Origin of the sequence: Pseudoroseomonas ludipueritiae (assembly GCF_014490445.1) — a bacterium.
Taxonomy (GTDB): domain Bacteria; phylum Pseudomonadota; class Alphaproteobacteria; order Acetobacterales; family Acetobacteraceae; genus Pseudoroseomonas; species Pseudoroseomonas ludipueritiae.
Map to the genome: position 1 here is coordinate 1 of NZ_JACTUZ010000084.1, position 18,342 is coordinate 18,342.

Genomic DNA, 18,342 nt, shown 5'->3' on the forward strand with positions numbered 1-18,342 from the left:
TCCGATCCCTGGCGGGGGGTGGGGGGTGGTACCGCGCATGGGGGCAGGGAGAGATTTTCGACCCCCATTTGGGGGCGGGGGAAAATTGCTAATGTCGCTGACCGAAAAACAGCGGCTGTTCGTCCGTGCCTATCTCATTGATGGGAATGGGAAAAAGGCGGCGATCGCAGCCGGATACAGCCCCAATGGGGCCGAGGTGGCCGCCTCCAGGTTGTTAAGCCAGGTTAAGGTGCAGGAAGCCCTGGCCGCAGCCCGCCTGCAGCTGGTCGCCGTCTCCGGCGTGACCCCGGAATGGGTGCTGTCGCAGCTCCAGCAGATGGCCACCCTCGATATCCGCGAGGTGGTGACCTGGCAGAGCGAAGCCACCGAGATGGGCGAGGACACCGAGACCGGTGAGCCGATCCTGAACATCGTCAACCGGGTGCGGTTGGTGGACAGCGACCAGCTGACCGCGGCGGCGGCGGCGGCCATCACCGAGGTGTCGCAGGGCAAGAGCGGCCTGAAGGTCAAGAAGGTGAACCGGCTGGAGGCCCTGCTGGCTATCGCCCGCATCCTCGGCATGTTCCCGGGGCAGGCAAAGGCCCCGCCAAAGACCGCCCAACCGCCGGCCGGTGCCACGCCACCCGCGCCGGACCAGCCCGAAACTGATGCTGGTGGCTGGGGCCAGCTCCTCAACTGAGCGATTGGGATCTGTCCTGCCCAGATTGGGAGGACCGCCTGCGCGCCGGCCGGAGCCTGATGCCGACCTTGCCGCTCTGGGACGCCGAAGCGCGCCGGGCAGTGGCCATCTTCGACCGCCTGCGCATTCCGGACGTGCCAGGCGAGCCGACCTTCGCGGAGGCGGGGGGCGAGTGGTTCCGGGAAATCGTCGCGGTCCTGTTCGGCTCCCTGGATCCCGCGACGAAAGAGCGCATGGTCAGCGAGCTGCTGCTGCTCGTGCCAAAGAAGAACGCCAAGACCACCAACGGCGCCGGCCTGATGCTGACGGCACTGCTGGTGAATCGCCGGCCGCGCGCCGAGTTCCTGCTGGTGGCGCCAACCCAGAAGGTGTCGGACCTGGCCTTCAAGCAGGTTGCCGGCATGATCGACCTGGACCCGGACCTGCAGAAGCTCTGCCACGTCCAGGAGCACCTGAAGAAGATCACCTTCAAGCGCACCAAGGCGACCCTGGAGGTGAAGTCCTTCAGCCCAAAGGTCATGACCGGCGTGAAGCCGGCCGGGATCCTGGTGGATGAGCTGCACGTCATTGCCGAGAGCGAGGACGCCGACCGTGTGATCGGTCAGCTGCGCGGCGGCATGGTCTCGCAGTCAGAGGCCTTTCTGGCCTTCATCACCACGCAATCCGAGCGACCGCCGAAGGGCGTCTTCAAGGCCGAGTTGGCGCGGGCGCGGGCGATCCGGGACGGCAAGAGCACCGGCCGCATGCTGCCGATCCTCTACGAGTTCCCGCCGGCTATCGCGCTGACGCAGAAGGCCGACGAGAGCGAGCCCTACCCATGGGAGGATACCCGCCTCTGGCACATGGTGCTGCCCAACAACGGGCGCTCCATCACGGTGCCCCGGCTGGCCCGGGACTATGAGACCGCCAAGCTGGCCGGGATCGAGGAGCTGCTGCGCTGGGCGTCGCAGCACCTGAACATCGAGCTGGGCATGGCGCTGCGCTCCGACCGCTGGGCCGGCGCCGACTGGTGGATGCGGCGGGCGGATCCGGTGCTGACGCTGGACGAGCTGCTGCGCCGCTCCGAGGTGGTCACCGGCGGCATCGATGGCGGCGGGTTGGACGATCTGCTGGCGCTGGCCTTCTGCGGCCGCGAGCGCATCACCAAACGGTGGCTGCTCTGGGCCCATGCCTGGGCGCATCCGGTGGTGTTCGAGCGGCGCAAGTCCATCGCCCCCGAGCTGCGCGACTTCCAGCAGCAGGGGCATCTCTCGGTGGTGAACCAGGTCGGCGAGGATCTGGCCCAGCTGATCGGCTACGTGAAGCGGGTCAACGCCACCGGGCTACTGGCCAAGATGGGGCTCGATCCCATGGGCGTCGGCGCCATTGTCGACGCCATGGCCGAGATCGACGTGAAGGGCGACCGGGTCGAGGGCATCCCGCAGGGCTGGCAGCTCACCGGCGCGATCAAGACGGCCGAGCGGAAGCTGGCGGACGACACGCTGAGCCATGGCGGCCAGCCGATCCTCGCCTGGGCGGTCGGCAACGCCAAGGTGGTGCCGGTCGGCAATGCGGTGACCATCAACAAGCAGGTCAGCGGCACCGCCAAGATCGATCCGCTGATGGCGGCGCTCGATGCCATCGCACTGATGAGCCGCGACCCCGCGCCGCCGCAGCAGCTGCTGACGGCCGACCAACTCTTCGGAGGATTTGCATGAAGCTCTTCTGGCCCTTCGGGCGCCGGCAGGAGCAGCGGCGTTCGCGCGAGTGGGACACCTGGCGGAACCCGCCATCGTTCGCCTTTGCGCGAACGGCATCCGGGATCAACCTGACCCGGGACAGCCCGCTGAGCCATGAGACGGTGCTGGCCTGCTACAACATCATCGCCGAGGACGTGGCGATGCTGCCGGCCTACCTCTACCGCGAGCGCGGCCAGAACCGGCGCCAGGCCACCGAGCATCCGCTCTATGAGCTGCTGCTGACCAGCCCGGCCCCGCATATGACCGCCTTCCGGTTCTGGTACACGGTGATCTTCGAGAAGCTGCACTACGGCAACCATTACTCGCTGATCGACCGCGACAGTGACGGCCAGGTACGCGAGCTGCTGCCGCTGGCGGATGGCACCTGCGACCCGTTCTGGTACCGCGACCCGGCGGATGGCCGGCGCAAGCGCGCCTACCGCATCTCGCTGCCGGATGGCCCCTCGGCCGTGGCACTGGAACATGAGGTGTTCCACGTCTCCGGCATGCCGATCCTGCGCGGCACGGATTACACGCTGAAGGGCGCCTCGATCTGGCAGCTCTATGCGCAGGAGGTGCTGGGCGGGGCGCTGGCCACCAACGAATTCGCCCACAAGTCCTTCGCCAACGGCGCCAGCCTGTCGGGCTTCATCTCCTTTGACGGGGCGATGGACCCGGAAGCTCTGAAGGCGGTGAAGGAGCGGGTGCGGGCGGAATACACCGGCGCGGCGAATGCCGGCATGCTGGGTGTGTTCGGCGGCGGCGCCGAGTTCCACCCGATCAGCCAGGACGCCCAGAAGGCGCAGGTGCTGGATACGCGGAAGTTCAACCGCTCCACCATCGGCGGCCTGCTGCGGGTCACATCGCACCTGTTCAACGACCTGGAGCGGGGCACCTTCAGCAACATCGAGCATCTGGATCTCGGGCACTACAAGCGCTGCATCCGGCCGCACCTGGTGGACCTCTGCCAGGTGATCCAGAAGGATCTGCTCACCCCGGCCGAGGGCCGCGCGGGCTACTACGTCGACCACGACGAGAGCGAGCTGCTGCGCGGCGATGCCAAGACGCGGGCCGAGGTGCTGGAAAAGGCGATCCAGAATGCCCGCCTGACGCCCAACGAGGCGCGGGCCGAGGAAAACCGGCCGCCCAAGCCGGGTGGCGACACCCTCTACATCAACTCGGCCTCGGTGCCGCTGGAGCTGGCGGCCAAGGGTCTCGCCGCGAAGGCCGGCGCGACGCCGCCGGCGGTTGAGCCGCCGGAAAAGGACACGCCCGATGATCCCTGATAGCGAGAAGCCGGCCGCATTCGAGCTGCGCTTTGTCGAGGTGGAGGTGCGCAGCGCCCTGGACGCGGACGGCAAGCCCGTGCGCCGTGTCGAGGGCACCGCTGCCCCTTACAACGCCAAGACGAAGATCCGCACCTGGGGCGGCTACGAGTTCGAGGAATCGCTGCTGCCGGGCGTGTTCGGCGAAACGCTGCGCTCGGGGGCCGATGTGCGGCTGCTGCTGGAGCATGATTCCCGCTCGCTGCTGGCGCGCAGCAAGGCGGGCAACCTGCGGCTGCGCGACACCGCCGGCGGGCTGGAATTCGAGGCCGACCTGCCCGACACCCAGCTGGCGCGCGACGTCCTGGAGAACATCCGGGCGAAGAACTATCCGGGCATGAGCTTTGGCTTCGTGCCGAAGGACATGATCCGGTCCTACGAGGATAACGGCCGGCTCCGCAGCGTCGCCCACAAGGCCGCCACGCTGAACGAGATCAGCATCGTGTCCCTGCCAGCCTACACCCGGACGAGCGTGGCCCTGCGCTCGATCCTGCAGGCGGCTCCGCCGGTGGATCCCGCCGAAGCGCTGAAGCTCCGCGCGCGCCTGGCCCGCCTCGGCGCCTGAACCCTCCGCCGGGCGCCGCCCGGCACCCCCCTTCCAGAGAGAGAACACCCCATGAAGCTCGGTCGCTTCCTGACCGTGGCCCTGGCGCCGCTGTGCCTGCTGATGCTGGCCGCCGTGCTGCTGATGCCCAACCCCGCTGCCGCCGCCTCCCTGATCGACGCCGCCGCCGCGCTGCCCACCGACATGTGGGCCAAGATGCTGCTCGGCCTGGCCGGCACCGTCACCGTCGCCGAGCTGATGCAGAAGCGCGGCCGGCTCTACGACGAGATGGACACCATCACCCGTTCCGAGCTGACCGACGACAGCCGCAAGCGCTTCGACGAGGTGGAAGCCGAGGTGAAGCGGCTGGATGCCGATATCGTGCGCCTGCAGCGCAGCGAGGAGATCCAGCGCCAGCGCGCCCGCGAGCAGCAGCCGCAGACCCTGCCCGGTGGTGGTACCGGCCCGGTGCTGGAAGAGCGCAATCACGCGCTGCCGGCCGCCGCGGCCGCCCAGCGCGACTATGGCCTGGAGTTCGGCGCCTTTGTTCGCTGCTACGCGGACAGCCAGGTGCAGTTCCGCTCCGGCAAGGTGGTGCAGCCCGCCGCCATCGCCAGCGAGATCTATGGCGAGCGCCACCCCATCACCGGCGAGCTGCAGCGCGCCCAGAACCTGAGCGAGAACGCCCAGGGCGGCTTCCTGGTCACGCCGAAGCTGGCCAGCGAGTTCCTGCGGCTCTGGGGCCCCAACACCATCGTGCGCAAGCGCGCCCGCGTGGTGCCGGGCAATGCCTCCTACCTGAAGGGCAAGTCCGGCGCTTCGGTCGGCTACGTGGGCGAGGCCCAGCAGGGCAACGTGACCGGCGTCAGCTTCGGCATGATCGACATGAACGAGAAGGACATCGCCGCGATCCTGCCGATCACCCGCAAGCTGCTGCGCAATGCCAATACCATCAGCCTCGAAGCCTATTGCCGCGACGAGCTGAGCCGCGCGGCTGCCGAGTTCGAGGACCGCAAGTGCTTCTACGGCACCGGCGTGGGCAAGGAGATCAAGGGCTACGCCTTCTCTATCCTGGATGCGATGAAGTTCGCGGCTGGCGCCGAGACCAACCCCAGCAACCAGGCCATCCGGGCAATCCTGCGCAAGGTGCTGAAGGCGATGGCGGCGAAGAACGTCCCCATCGACGCTTCGGCCGCCTGGTACATGAACCCGGCCATCAAGATGTTCCTGGAGGACGTCTACCAGGGCGACGTGAAGGCCTTCCCGACGCTGGAAGGGCCGAACCCGACCCTGTTCGGCTACCCGGTGGACACCTCGACGCAGATCACCGGCCCGGGCGGCGAGGGCGGCGACATCTTCTTCGGCGTGCATCGCTACGCCATGCTGGGCGAGAGCGTCAGCATGCAGCTGTCCGTCTCGGAGGAAGCCTCCTTCGTGGACGAGACCGGCAAGCAAGTGAACATGTGGGCGCAGGGCCTGATCGGCATCAAGCTCGACATGAGCCACGACTTCGCCCTGCAGTATCCCGAGGCCTTCGGGATGATCTCCGGGGTGAAGTGGGGCCAGTAATCCTGCCCGGCTGCTGAGCCTGCCACAGGGGCGCCTCCGGGCGCCCCTGGACGTTTCTGCCCTCCCTTCCAGGACCTGAACCCACCATGGCCCTCACGACTGCCATGGGCCGCGACGACGCGGCCTTTTCGACCCCCGTCTATGCCGCCTCCGAGACCGCCCTGACGGCGGCCGGCGCGGGCGACAACACCGAGATCACCACGGCGCAGCTCGATCTGCAGACGCAGTTCGGCACCCGCCGCTTCACCTCCCTGACGCTGGTGCTGACGGCGCTGGCCACCCTGAGCGCCAACAAGGCGCTGGATCTGAAGGCGGTGCGCTTCCAGCACTCCGACGATGCCACCACCTGGGAGGACGTGAAGCCCGGCGTCACCGCGCTGACCCTCACCAGCACCACCGCCGGCACCGTCACCGGCGCGGCCGATCTGGGCTGCAACCTGGCCGAGACCAAGCGCTACCTGCGCGCCAAGTTCACCCCGGACCTGAGCCACACCGGCACCGACACCGCCAAGGTGGGCGTTGCCTACGTGCTGTCCGGCGCCAGCGAGATCTGAGCATGCTGAAGGTGGTCTCCCGGGCCACCTCCCGCGCCCTGGTCTCGCTGGAGGCGGCCAAGCAGCAGCTCGACATCGCAGCGGACGACAGCAGCCAGGACCAGGACCTGCAGCGCGTCATCGCCCGCGCCTCCAGCCTGATCGAGCGGCATTGCTGCCGGATCTTCGCGCGGGAGGTGGTGCGGGAGACCTTCCGCCAGGTGGAGGCACGGACCTGCGTGGTGCTGGGGCGTGACCCGGCCACCATCCGGGCCGTGGTGGCAGACGGCGCGCTGCTGGATCCCGACTGCTACGAGCTGGACGGCCAGCTGCTCTACCGCATCCGCCGCGGCCTCCAGGCCGGCTGGTTCACCCAGCACCTGGTGGTGGACTATGCCGCCGGCTACCAGCTGCCCGGCCAGCCAGAGGAGGCCGAGGCCGAGCCACTGCCCGCCGATCTGGAGCAGGCCTGCCTGCTGCTGATCACCGCAATGCGCGAGGCGGCCGGCCGCGACCCCATGCTGCGCTCGCAGACGGTGCCTGAGACGCTGTCGCAGTCCTGGCTGGATCCACGCAACACCGCCGCGCACCTGCCGCCCCAGGTCGCCGATGCCCTGGCGCCCCACTCGCGGGCCCTCTTCGCATGAGGCCGCAGGGCCGGCTGGCGCGGGATCTGGGACGCTTCTACCGCGCCCAGGGTGAGCGCCTACTGCTGCGCCGGCCGCTCACCGAGACGCCGGCCGAGCCGAATGCGATCTGGGGCGAGCAGCCTTGGGGCCAGTTCCCCTGGGATGGCCGGCAGCCCTTCCACGACCTGCGCTGCTGGGGCGTGGTGCTGGGCGCCGAGCCGGTGCAGCTGCCCAGCGGGGTCTGGCAGATCCGCCGCATCGTGCGGATCAGCAACGCCGAGATCGCTGGCAAGAACTGGCCCGGGCCGCCACGGCGGGACGACTGGCTGCAGCGCCGGGCCGATGGCAGCCAATACAGCGTGCTCGACTGCGACACGCGCGGGCTGCGCGGGGTTGCCGCTGTTCACATCCTGACCGTGCTGGGAGGCAGCTGATGGCCAGCCCCTATCCTTGGTCCGATGCCAGGAACCGCCTCATGGCAGAGCAGCAGAAAGGCCTGTTGCCGCCCATCGAATGGCCGAATGAGACCTTCACCCGGCCGGTGGCCATGCCCTTCCTGTCGGTGAGCATGACCGGCGACGCGGCGCTGCCGGCCGAGCTGGGACCAAACCCGGTCTGGGTCGAGGAAGGCACCCTGACGGTGCAGCTGCATATCCCGCGCGGGCAGGGCACCGACATGGCGCGCAACCTCGCCTATCGCATCGTGCGCCTCTTCCGGGCGGTGCGCGGCGGGCCGGTGAAGTACCGCCGCACCAGCATTGGCAGTGGCGAGCGCGACCCGAAAGACCCGCAGGGCAACTGGTGGCTGCTGCCGGTCTACGTCGACTTCGAGTTCGACGATCTCCCCGCCTGACGGGGAGCTGAGCAGGGCGCCTTCGGGCGCCCTTTCTGTTTTCCGGCGCCTGCCTGGCGCCCTGCAAGGAACATCACCATGGCGAGCGTGAACAACGGCCAGGCGGCGGTGGAAACCACCGACGTCCTGCTGTCCTACGGCGTCGAGACAAATTGGGGCCAGAAGCCCGCCGGCAACCTGAAGATGCTGCGCATCACGGGCGAAAGCCTGACCGGCCAGAAGCAGCGCAACCGCCCCAGCGAGATCACCCGCGTGCGGCAGGTGGCCAAGAGCGTCACCCAGCAGAAGTCGGCGCAGGGCGGCTTCAATTTTGCCCTCTCCTTCGACACCTTCAACGACATCTTCGCGGCGCTGCTGGGCAGCACCTGGACCGCGCCGCTGGCCATCGACGGGGTCGGCGGCGACATCACGGCCGTGGCCGCCGGCAACAAGCTGACCTCCACCACGGCGAACAAGTTCCAGGCGGTGCAGGTCGGGCAGTGGATCCGCCTGATGGGCTTCTCGGCCAATGGCGGCGCCAACAACGGCTTCGCCCGCGTGAGTGCCAAAACCTCGGCCACCGACATCACGCTGGCCGGCAAGGTGCTGGTCAACGAAACGCCCACCGGCACCGCCGCGAAGATCCGTGGCTCCATGCTGCGCAACGACAACGAGATGCAGTCCATCTACTTCCAGAAGCAGACGGGCACGGTTGGCGGGTTGATCTATCCGGGCGCGCTGATCACCGGCGCCAGCCTGCAGGGCGGTGTCGGCAACAACTTCACCGGCTCCTTCAATGTGCTGGCGAAGGACCAGGTGCAGAGCGACACCATGGCGAATGCCACCGATGCGCCCACCGGCGGCTTCCATGACGCGGTGGCCAATTTCGGCGGCTGCTGGCTGGACGACACGCCGATGAACGCGGCGCTGCAGAATGTCAGCCTGGAATTGAGCCGCGAAGGCGCGGCCATGGACTATGCGATGGGCTCCGCTGGCGCCGCCGGCGGCCGCTGGGGCCAGCTGCAGTCGGGCGGCCAGCTCGCCTTCCTGTTCAAGGACTACGACCTCTACAAGGGCCGCTTCGACACCGAGCAGCAGGGCCGTCTGGCCTGGGCGACCGCCGACGATGCCGGCAACGCCTACATCGTGGAGCAGCTCGGCGCCACGCTGATGAACCCGCAGATCCAGGCGGGTGGGCCCAACCAGGCCGTGGTCGCGTCCTACACCGTCGAGGGCAACCCCTCGCAGGACGCCATCAACCGCACCATCGCCATCCACCGCCTGCCGATCAGCTGATCGGCGGCTGACCGAGATCCGGCTTCGGCCGGCATGCGCCGCCTGCGGGCGGCGTCAGGGGCTGCTGCTGACCGCGGGGGCGGCGGCAGCCCCTTTATCCCCGCACCCCGTTTGGACACAGACCCATGACCGACATCGCTTCTCTCCGCCGCGCCACCCCGGCTTCCACCCTCGCCACGGGCGGCGTGGTGATCGCGCTCGGTGCCGAGTTCAACGACCTGAATCTGCGCGTGCGGCCGGTGACGCCGACCTATGACGACATCCTGGCCCGCGCCAAGAGCGAGCTGGTGCGCCAGAAGCGCGCTGAGGGCACCCTGAAGGCGCGCGAGGGCTACGAGCAGATCCCGCTGTCCGAGCGCCAGGCGCTGGGCAACCGGCTGGCGCTGGAGCACCTCTTCATCGGCCCGGTGGATGCCACCTTCGGCGGCCAGCCGCTGGACGCGAAGACCTATCGCGAGATGGCGCAGACCGAAGAATTCGCCGACCTGATGGATGCCGTCTGGGCGGCCATCGAGGACGCGACGCAGCAGAGCCGCGCCCGCGCCAAGGCGGCGGGGGGAAACTCCTCCCAGCGCTCCGACACCACCTCGACTTCGCCGGCTCTGCCCGCCTGATCGCGGCGCTCGCGGAGGAGGATGCGCCACGCGGGCCGCAGCCCGACCCGGAATGGGTCTGGGTCTGGCGCGCGTGGCATGCGCTCCACCGCGACCGCGACTGGCTGAGCTGCGGCATGGGCGGCGCGGTGCCGCGCGGCATCACCGCCGCCGCCGTGGATGATTACTGCGCCCGCCAATGGATCGACGGCGAGGACGCCGAGCTGCTGCAACACCTGGTGCAGCAGCTGGATGGGGTGTTCTTCGCGCACCATCAGGAGGCCAGCGAAAAGGCCCGGAAGCAGCAGGAGAAGCGGCCATGAAGGGCGCGCAGTTCAACCGGGCCCTGCGCCTCGCCATCGAGCGCGATCTGGCGCCCACCGAGGTGGCGCGCCAGTTCGTCGCCATGGCGAAGGCCGATGTGCAACGCCGCATCGCCATTGGCGAGGTGCCGCGCCAGTTCGCCCGCTTCGTGGACGGCCGCAAAGGCGCCGGCGACGACGCGGTGCAGCCGGACAGCGTCATCCTCTACCGCTTCAACCCGCTGGCCGAGGCCGCGAAGCTGGCCCTGCAGGAGTTGTGGCGGCGCTCACCGGTGGCCACGGGCGCCTACCGCCAGAGCTTCTATCTCGGCATCAGCCGCGGCGGCGACAGCGGGCGCTTCATCAAGGCGGCGAACTTCAGCCCGCGCACGATGAGCGCCGATGCCACCGAGATCGTCATCGGCAACGAGCAGCCCTACAGCCGCCGGGTGGACGTGCAGAGAGACGGTACCGTGCCGCTGAAGTTCAGCGTGGACCCGAACCTCTTTGCGGAAACGGCCGCCCTGGTGCGGCGGCGCTTTCCCACGGTCAACGCCAAGGGCGTCTACACGATGCTCTTTCCCGGCCAGTACCGGCTGAAGACCGGCCCGCGCGCCGGCCGGCCGGTGCACAGCCCTGCCATCGTCATATCCATCCGGGAGTAGCCCATGGTCGATCTTGCCTACCGTGCGAGCCTGCAGGATGGGTTCAGCGGCCCGGCCAAGGCCGTTCGCGATTCAGCGAACGCCATGGGCAAGGCTGTCGAGGACGCCGGCAAGGTCACCGAGGAAAGCAGCGAGCGTGTGCGCCGCAGTGCGCAGACCTTCGCGCAGATGGTCAACGCCAACGACCTGGCCGCCAAGGCGACGGCGGCGCATGCCCGCGAGCAGGACAAGCTGGCCGCCAAGGTCGCCAATGTGAACCGGGAGGTGGCGGCCGGCGCGGCGACACAGGAGCAGGCCAACGCGCTCATCAAGGATCTGACCGAGGCTTCGGCCGCCGCCCATGCCACCATCGACCGGCGCATCGCGATGGAGAAGCGGCAGCGCGAGATGGCGGCCGACACCACCCAGGCGATGACGGCGCAGGCGCGGGCCCTGCGGGATCTGCGCGAGGAATACGACCCGCTCTATGCCGCCCAGCAGCGCCTCGGCACCGCCATGCGCGATATCGCCACGCTGGAGCGCGAGGGCTTCGTCACCGCGCAGCAGGCGATGACCATCCGGGAGCGGGCCACCCGCTCCTATGCGCAGCAGCGTGACGAGATCACCGGCGTGGCGGCCGCTGAGCGCGAGGCCGCCCGCACCGCCAAGGAGCACGCGGCCGAGCTGTCCCGTCTGCAGGACCGCCTGACCGGGTATGCGCGCGCCCTGGACCCGCTCGCCGCCTCGCTGGCCCATGTGGAGCAGGCCGAGCGCGACCTGATAGCCGCGCGACGCGCAGGCATCACAGTCTCGGCCGACCAGATGGCCGCCGTGGTGCGGATGCGCGAGCGGCATGAGGAGATGGCCGCGGCCTCCCGCACCAGCGGCGGCGCCATCAAGCTGCAGGCGCACGAGATCACCAACCTGACCTACCAGCTGCAGGATGCAGCGGTGCAGCTGGCCGGTGGCCAGAACCCGTTCCTGATCCTGATGCAGCAGGGGCCGCAGGCGACTGGTGCCGTGGGCGGCACCTCGCGCGCCATGGCGCTGCTGCGCCAGGAGTTGACCCCGACGCGGCTCGCTATCGTCGGCGCGACGGTGGTGCTGGGCGGCATGCTCCTGGCGGTGAATGCCCAGGAGGGCGCGCTGGCGGGCCTGCGCTCGCAGTTGCGCAGCGTCACCACCGACTATGCCAAGGTGGCCGTTGAGGTAGAAGCCAGTGCCAAGCGGATGGCAGCGGCGGGCCTGGGTGTCAGCCGGCAGCAGGCGCGTGATGGCATCACCACGCTGATGCAATCCGCGCCGCGCGGCCTCAGCATCGACTTCGATGCGGCGACCAGGGATGCCGCAAATCTTGGCGCCGTCCTGAAGACGGACGTAGCTGGTGGCTTTGAGGCGCTGGCGCGCACCATGCGCGACCCGGCCGCCATGGTGCAGGAGCTGCAGGAGCGGCGCTTCCCGGGCATGACCCGGGAGCTGCTGGGCACCGTGGAAGCCATGGTTGCGGGCGGTCAGAAAGCCGATGCCTTCACCTTGGTGATGGGCCGGCTGCGGCCGCAGCTCACCGGCGCTGCCTCGGACGTGTCGCCGCTGACCCGCACCATCCGCGAGCTGCAGAGCGCCTGGGAAGGCTTTGTGGAGAAGGCGTCTAGCGGCCTGGGCGGCGCCGGCATCGCCATGCTGCGGGATCTGCGCGACCTGCTGTCGCTGGTGGAGCGGGCGGTGCAGCTGGCCAAGTCCATCCCCGGGCTGAAGCAGTTTGTGGAGATCGCCGATGCCGGGCCGGTGGAAGCCGGTCTGGCCGCGCGCCGCAGCCTGGGGCTCGGCGACGGCGCCGGTCACGGTGCCACGGCCCAGGTGCCCTGGTCGGTGCCGGCGGATCTGCGGCCATCCTTCGCCAATGCGGCGCAAGCCACTGGTGTCGATGTGGAGCTGCTGGCACGGGTGTTCGGCCGCGAGGGCGTGCGCAACCGTGACGGCACCTGGCGTGACAGCAGCGTCGGCGCCATCGGCCCGATGCAGGTCATGCCCGGCACCTTCGCCGACATGGCCAAGAAGTACGGCATCGAGGGCACGGCCCGCGACGACAGCGCCAACATCATGGCCGCCGCGCGCTACCTGGGCGAGCTGATCCAGCGCTTCCCGAACGACCTGCCCCGCGCCATCGCGGCCTATAATGCTGGCCCGGATCGCCAGGGCCTGGGCTCGCCGGCGCTGGGCGGCACCTATGCCCGCCGGGTGCTGGACGGCTACACGGGCCCTGGCCTGACCATCAAGGCCCAGCAGGCCGAGATCGCCGGCGGCAACAGCGCCACCATTGTGCTGCCGGAAGTGAAGGTCGAGGCCTCCAGCGACGTGCGCCTCGACCGCGCCCTGGCGATCTCGCGCGGCGAGCTGAAGCCGGCGGAGCATAGCTCCCGCGAAACGCAGGCGGCCTGGTACCGGGATGCCATGCGCGAGATCGAGGAGGCCCGTGGCCTCACCATGGATCCGCGCAGCCTCGACATCCTGAAGAACGGCTATCGCGAGGTGGCCCGGGCGGCCGAGGCCGCCCGCGGGCCGCAGGAGATGCTGACCGAGGAAATGGACCGGGCGATTGCCAGCGCTCGCATCCTGGATCCGGCCCAGCGCGCGTTGGCCGAGGCCGTGCACAACTACGAGGAGCGGATGCGGGCGGCGGGCGAAGTGCCCACCGACGAAGGCCGCAACCAGGTGCGCGCCGCCAAGCTGAAGGAGTTGGGCCTGGCCTATGCGCTGGCCGGCAACGAGGCCTCGCGCGCCCTGCAGGGCCAGGATCGTCTGGCCGCCGCCTGGGGCGAAGGCCGCGAGGCGGTGGAGCGCCTGACGGCCGAGGAAAAGGCCCGGGAGGTGGTGCGCGCCTCCGGCATCGAGGGCGAGGAGGCGCAAGCCCAGGCGGTGCGCGAGCTGGCGGATTCCTACCAGCTGCTGACCACCCGGCAGGCCGAGAACGCCCAGCGGGCGGCGAATGACAATGCCCGCGCCAACCTGGAGGTGCTGGAAGAAGAGCGCCGCCTGGTGGGTGCCTCGGCCGACGAGCGCGAGCGCGAGCTGGCCGCCTACAAGGCGGTGCAGGCGGCCCGCCGCTCCGGCGTGAAGGATTCCGCGCTGCTGGAGGAAACCAAGCAGCTGGCGCGGCAGACCGCCGATGTGCAGCGCGAGACGCAGCAGCTCAGCAACAGCTGGAACGCCATCCCGTCCCTGGTGGAAGACACCGCCTCGACCATCAAGAGCAGCATCGTCTCCGCCATCGCGGCGGGCGAGGCCAAGGCCATCTCCTTTGGCAATATCTGGCGCTCGATCAAGGCCAGCGTCTTCGCCAATCTGGTGGAGCTTGGAGCGGTCAACCCGTTCTTGAATGCCACCTTCGGCGGCACGCGCGGCACGCTCGGCGGCATCGGCACGGTGCTGACGGGCGGTGGCACAGCGGCGACCACCACAAACGGGGTCACCAGCCTGTCGGGTGGCACCGACATGCTGGGTAGCGCCGGCAAGCTGCTGAAGGGCAGCTCCACATCCAGCGTGGCCAACACCGGGTTCGCTTATCTGGACGATGTCCTGAACACGAGCCTCTACACGGTGGGCGGCAATGCGGCGCAGTTGACCAGCAGCACCACCAGCGCGCTGGGCAGCATGGGCACGGCCGCCAATGGCGCGGCCCTCTATGGCCCGGCCACGCCTCAAGCCGTGCAGGCGGCCGGCGGCGGCGCGGCAGCCAATGTCTCGGTGATGCAGGGCGCGGCCAGCGTCGCCGGCCTCGCGGCGGGTGCCTATGGCATCTACTCCGGGATTCAGACCGGCGGCGGGAAGGGGTGGGCGCAGGGCATCGGCGGCGCGGCTGGCGTGGCTGGCGGTGCGGCTGGCCTGATGGGTGGCGCGGCGGCCGGCGGCGCCATCGCGGCCGTTTCCGCTGTGGCCCCCTATGTCGCGGTGATCGCGATGATCGCTTCGTATTTCCTGAGCGGTCAGAAGCCATCCGACAAAACCGGCGGCTATTACGTCAACCTTCACAGCGGAGAGACGAAGTCCACCGGCCTGGAGGGCAAGCGGTACAGCCAGGAGAACCGCGACGAGGCGCAGCGCATCGCCGAGCAGGTCAGCGGCCTTGCGGGAACTTTCCGTGACCTGATGGGCGTGAGCCAGACCCCCTTCAACTATGAAGTCGCGGTGGGCAATCGGGACGGCATCACCGCCGATTTCGAGGGCAGCGTTAAGCGGTACAACCGCGACGAGGCCGGGGCCACGCAGATGGTCCAGGAACTGACCCAGGCCATGATCCGCTCCATGAAGGGTCTGGCCAGCGCCGAGGTCAATCAGGTGATCAACGCCTCCGGCGGAGACACCCAGCGGACCATTGAGAACCTGGAGTGGTACAAAGGCACCTATAAGGGCCTGACCCAGCAGAGCGACCCGACCAAGCCGACGCCCTCCTTCCTCCGCGCCATGGAGGACATGGTCCGGCCGCTGGATGAGGCTATCGCCAAGGCGCGCGAGCTGGGCTTGTCGGAACAGCGGTTGAACGAGGTCCGGCAGGCCGGCATCGACACCATGATCCGGCAGCGCGAAGACGAGATGCGGTCCATGATGCGGGCCGACACCGAGCGGCGCGACGCGGCCCGGGGTCAGAACTCGCTGGTGTTCCAGGTCCTCCACTTCCAGGAGGCGTTCGACGCCGAGATGGCGGCTTACAAGGCAGCCCTGGAAGACATGGACATCCAGGGCCAGGGCCTGGCGGACATGCTGGCGCGGCGCACGGAGGCTCTGGAGGCCGAGCGGCAGAACATCACCCGTCAGCTGGTGCGGCTCCAGCAGGACTCCCTTCACGGCCTGCTGGACCGCCAGCAGGCGGCCACGCCGGGCGGCACGGACCGCCTGGACTATCAGCTATGGGTGCATGACCGGAACGCCCAGCGCCAGCGCGAGGACGCCGCGCACGACGGCATCACCGACCTTGTCCAGTTGGAGAGGACGCTGGCGGCCGAGCGGCTGGCTATCGAGCGGAACTATGCTGAGCGGGTTGCCGCGATCCAGCAGGGCTACCAGGACCGCATCTTCGCGGCGACGGTGGACACCTCGACGCTGCAGGGCGCCCTGGCCGACCTGGATCGCAGGGCGGTGCAGGAGCGTCTGCAAGCCGCCAAGCAGGAGGGCGTGGACATGACGTTGCTGCTGCAGGCGCAGGCGGCCGAGCGGCTGGCTATCGTCAAGCAGTTCGCGGAGCAGGAGGTGGAAGCCCTGCGCGGCCTGGGCGGCAACATCCGCGCCTATGTCGACAACCTCCGCGCCACGCCTGCCGGCGGCTTGTCGCCGGCGGATCAGCTGAGCGCGGCGCAGGAGGCCTTCGGCAAGGATCTGGCACTGGCACGCGGCGGCGATCAGGACGCGCTGGGTCGGATCACCGGCACGGCCGATACCCTGCTCTCCGCCGGCAAGGGGATGTACGCCTCCGGTGCGGAGTTCCAGCAGCTGCGCGATTGGGTGCTGTCCTCGCTGGAGGCGCTGCCGGCCACCAAGAGCTACGATCAGATGGTGCTGGAGGCGCTGCAGGCGCTGGGCGGCTCGGTCAATGTCTCGGTCGAGCTGACAACCTTCCGCGTCATCACCGAGCAGCTGAATGCGCTGACCGATGCCGAGCGGAACAAGCTGGTGCAGACCGAGGTGGTGCTGCGCACGGTGGAGCAGGGCCTCGGCCGCAGCCTGACGCCGGCCGAGCGCGCCGCGCTGATCGCCAGCGAGGTGGTGATGCGCGAGATCGAGCAGGCCATCGGCCGCAACCTCACGGCGGCCGAGCGCGCCTCCCTGGCGGAAGGCGGCACGGTGCGGCGCGACATCGAGCAGATCCTCGGCCGCACCCTGTCGCCGGCTGAGGCGGCCAGCCTGGTGGAAGCCGGCAAGGTGTCCCGCCTGATCGAGCAGGTGCTCGGCCGCGACCTGACCCGCGCCGAGCGGGACGGGCTGGTGCAGGCGGCCGCGGTGACGCGGCTGATCGAGCAGCAGCTCGGCCGCAAGCTCACGGCGGCCGAGCAGGCCAGCATCCTCTCGGCGGGTTCGATCGATCGCGCCGTGCAGCAGTTCATGCTCCGCAACCTGACCGATGCGGAGCGTGGCAGCCTGGTGGGCAGTGGCACCGTCACGCGCAACGTGATCCAGGCCATCGAGACCATCGAGACCATCCAGATCAGCCGGTCGATTGACGACAAGCTGAGTGGCCTGCTGTCCGATATTCGCGGGTCGGTGGCGCGCATGGCGGGCAAGGATGACGGCGTCACCATCCGCCTGGGGGCCGACGCCAACACCCTCTTTGGCGACATGCGCGGCTACCTGGTCACGATAGACAAGCACCTGCAGGGCACTTACGGCGGCCTGCCGGTGAAGTCGGCCAGCAATGACGGCGTGATCGTCCGGGCCAATGGCTGGGCGCATAGCAGCAGCAAGCAGATCGTGAAGTTCGCCAAGGGTGGCGTGATCGGCGACGGCTCCATTCTGATGGGGCCGACCGACTACACGCTGGCCAATGGCACGCGGATCCAGGGCGGCGAGGCGGGGCCAGAAGCCTTCCTCCCGTTGGATCGCGGGCCTGATGGCCGGCTGGGGCTGACGGCGCCCATGCCGCTGGCACCGCTGCCGCCGATGCCGGTGGCTGGCAGCAGCAACCTCGCCGACCTGCAGGCGCAGATCGCCGCCCTGCAGCAGCTGATGCAGCAGCTCCTGCAACAGCAGCAGGCCGAGGCGCAACGGCAAGCCCAGGCCGACGCCCGCGCGCAGCAAACCCTGGAAGCGGTGGCAGAGGAGGCTGGCGATATGGCCGAGAGTAACCGCCGCATGGCGGCCAATGGCCGCGGCGTCGTGGCGAAGCGGGCGGGTGCCCGCTGATGCCCTGGCTGCTGCGGGCAGAGCCCTGGGATCCCGCCACGGGCGCGGTGCGGCCGGTCTACTACAGCGACGCCGGCTTCGTCTCGGAGCCGGTCGACCAGCCGGCCGACACCTATTGGGAACGCCGCATCGATGTTTCTCTGTCGATGCGGAGCAGCTTGTTCGCCGGCAGCGATGTCGGCGGTGAAAGCCAGACCGCTTATGGCGCCGTCACGCTCGCCAATGGCGACGGCGCGCTGGACAGCCTGGCCGAGCTGGATTGGGACGGCCGACTGGTCGAGATCCGCTTCAGCGCGGCCGAGCGGCCCCGCTGGAGTGATTTCGCGGTGGTCTTCGCCGGCACCTGCGAGCAGCTGGTGCCGGGCGACGCGCTGACGCTGGAGCTGCGAGACCGCAAGGCGCTGGCCGACGAGCCGCTGCAGCCGACCAAATGGCTCGGCACCGGCGGCGCCGAAGGCCCGGAAACCTTCAAGGACCGCCGCAAGCCGCTGGCGCTGGGCGTGCTGCGGCAGATCGAGCCACTCTGGCAGGACGAAGCCAACCTGATCCTGGCCTATGCCGATGGCCCCTGCGGCGGCGTGCTGGAGCTGTGCGACCAGGGGCGGCCGCTGGTGGCCGGGCCGGATTATCCGACCCGCGAGGCGCTGCGGGCGGCCGACCTGAGCGGCTGGGGCTATGGCACCTGCGATGCGCTCGGGCTGGTGCGGCTGCAGGCCTCGCCCGAACGGCCGGTGACGCTGGACGTGCTGGGCCGCAGCCGCGGCGCGGTCACCGGCGCGGCGGCGTT

At 69.4% G+C, this 18,342-nt stretch carries 15 protein-coding genes; all 15 read left to right on the forward strand.

Translation table 11 applies throughout. The features are described from left to right. The first annotated feature begins 91 nt into the window (after positions 1–91). Positions 92–679, forward strand: a complete 588-nt coding sequence (locus IBL25_RS16565) for a terminase small subunit (protein ID WP_187779650.1) — start codon at positions 92–94, stop codon at positions 677–679. A gap of 59 nt (positions 680–738) precedes the next feature. Beyond that, positions 739–2,376 carry a terminase large subunit gene (locus tag IBL25_RS16570; protein ID WP_202986793.1) on the forward strand — a complete coding sequence of 546 codons (1,638 nt, stop codon included), beginning with the start codon at positions 739–741 and terminating at the stop codon, positions 2,374–2,376. Next, on the forward strand, positions 2,373–3,683 hold the full coding sequence (locus IBL25_RS16575; protein WP_187779651.1) for a phage portal protein: 1,311 nt from the start codon (positions 2,373–2,375) through the stop codon (positions 3,681–3,683). The genes IBL25_RS16570 and IBL25_RS16575 overlap by 4 nt, the downstream gene beginning before the upstream one ends. Then, positions 3,673–4,287: an HK97 family phage prohead protease gene (locus tag IBL25_RS16580; protein WP_187779652.1), complete on the forward strand. Its 615-nt coding sequence runs from the start codon at positions 3,673–3,675 to the stop codon at positions 4,285–4,287. Before IBL25_RS16575 ends, IBL25_RS16580 begins: the two co-directional genes overlap by 11 nt. A 51-nt stretch (positions 4,288–4,338) precedes the next feature. Next, on the forward strand, positions 4,339–5,835 hold the full coding sequence (locus IBL25_RS16585) for a phage major capsid protein (protein ID WP_187779653.1): 1,497 nt from the start codon (positions 4,339–4,341) through the stop codon (positions 5,833–5,835). Between the two features lie 86 nt (positions 5,836–5,921). Continuing rightward, positions 5,922–6,389, forward strand: coding sequence for a hypothetical protein (locus tag IBL25_RS16590; protein ID WP_187779654.1), 468 nt, complete (start codon positions 5,922–5,924; stop codon positions 6,387–6,389). A 2-nt stretch (positions 6,390–6,391) separates the two neighbouring features. Beyond that, positions 6,392–7,015, forward strand: coding sequence for a hypothetical protein (locus IBL25_RS16595; RefSeq protein WP_187779655.1), 624 nt, complete (start codon positions 6,392–6,394; stop codon positions 7,013–7,015). Beyond that, positions 7,012–7,431 (forward strand): hypothetical protein, encoded by a 420-nt coding sequence (locus tag IBL25_RS16600; protein WP_187779656.1) that lies wholly within the window; start codon positions 7,012–7,014, stop codon positions 7,429–7,431. Before IBL25_RS16595 ends, IBL25_RS16600 begins: the two co-directional genes overlap by 4 nt. 41 nt (positions 7,432–7,472) lie before the next feature. Beyond that, a complete protein-coding gene (locus IBL25_RS16605; protein ID WP_187779657.1) occupies positions 7,473–7,850 on the forward strand; it encodes a phage tail terminator-like protein in 378 nt (125 codons plus the stop codon). Positions 7,851–7,928: 78 nt separating this feature from the next. Then, positions 7,929–9,125, forward strand: coding sequence for a phage tail tube protein (locus IBL25_RS16610; protein ID WP_187779658.1), 1,197 nt, complete (start codon positions 7,929–7,931; stop codon positions 9,123–9,125). Positions 9,126–9,250: 125 nt separating this feature from the next. Next, positions 9,251–9,739: a hypothetical protein gene (locus IBL25_RS16615; RefSeq protein WP_187779659.1), complete on the forward strand. Its 489-nt coding sequence runs from the start codon at positions 9,251–9,253 to the stop codon at positions 9,737–9,739. A gap of 116 nt (positions 9,740–9,855) precedes the next feature. Then, positions 9,856–10,041, forward strand: coding sequence for a hypothetical protein (locus tag IBL25_RS16620; RefSeq protein ID WP_187779660.1), 186 nt, complete (start codon positions 9,856–9,858; stop codon positions 10,039–10,041). Further along, the gene (locus IBL25_RS16625; RefSeq protein ID WP_187779661.1) at positions 10,038–10,685 is read left to right on the forward strand and encodes a hypothetical protein; all 648 of its coding nucleotides are present in this window, start codon (positions 10,038–10,040) and stop codon (positions 10,683–10,685) included. The genes IBL25_RS16620 and IBL25_RS16625 overlap by 4 nt, the downstream gene beginning before the upstream one ends. 3 nt (positions 10,686–10,688) lie before the next feature. Continuing rightward, a complete protein-coding gene (locus tag IBL25_RS16630; RefSeq protein ID WP_187779662.1) occupies positions 10,689–17,555 on the forward strand; it encodes a phage tail length tape measure family protein in 6,867 nt (2,288 codons plus the stop codon). Continuing rightward, positions 17,555–18,342 (forward strand): hypothetical protein (locus IBL25_RS16635; RefSeq protein ID WP_187779663.1); only part of this gene is annotated, 788 nt, incomplete at its 3' end. The genes IBL25_RS16630 and IBL25_RS16635, both read left to right, overlap by 1 nt.